We start from the raw sequence: 762 nt of genomic DNA on the forward strand, positions 1-762 counted from the left end.
GGCTGAATGGACCGTATCGTTTACGACCGCATGGCGGCGCATGACTCCACCCATTGGTGGTACCGGGCGCGTCGCGACATCCTGGCCGATTATCTTGCCCGCTACGGCGCGGTGCCGAAGGACGCGAAGATCCTCGAGATCGGCTGCGGCACAATCTGCCGATGCTCGGCGCGTTCGGCGAGGTCGACGCGATCGAGATCGATCCGGCGGCGCGCGAAATCGCCAGCGCGCGGCTGGGCAAGCCGGTGGGTTCGTCGCCGTTGCCGGACCTGACCGGGGTCGAACCGGGCAGCTACGATCTGGTCGCGGTGCTCGACGTGGTGGAGCATATCGAGGACGATGTGGGGGCGCTGCGGGCGATGGCACGGGTGCTGAAGCCCGGCGGCAAGATCCTGATCACCGTGCCGGCGCACCAGTGGATGTGGAGCGCGCACGACGTGGTGAACCACCACAAGCGCCGCTATTCGAAGGGCACGCTGCTCGCCGCGCTGGACAAGGCGGGGCTGACGTGGCGCAAGTTGCGCTGGTTCAACTCGCTGCTGTTCCCGGTAGCGGTGGCGGCCCGCTTCGCGGGCAAGCTGATGGGCAAGGACGACAGCGACGATTCGCCGCCGCCGGCCGTGCTCAACAAGGCGTTCGAGACGATCTTCGGGCTGGAGCGGCACCTGCTCGGCCGTCTGCCGATGCCGCCGGGGCTGTCGATCATCGTGATCGCGGAGCCGAAGGCTTAGGCGAGGTCCGCCCTCTTTCTCCCCTCCCGCG

Annotated in this window: 1 pseudogene; it reads left to right on the forward strand. The window is 68.0% G+C overall.

The features are described from left to right. Positions 1 to 6 precede the first annotated feature (6 nt). Positions 7 to 731: pseudogene (locus tag A7X12_RS19150) on the forward strand (class I SAM-dependent methyltransferase). Positions 732 to 762 lie beyond the last annotated feature (31 nt).

The organism is Sphingomonas sp. TDK1 (assembly GCF_001650735.1).
GTDB lineage: Bacteria > Pseudomonadota > Alphaproteobacteria > Sphingomonadales > Sphingomonadaceae > Sphingomonas.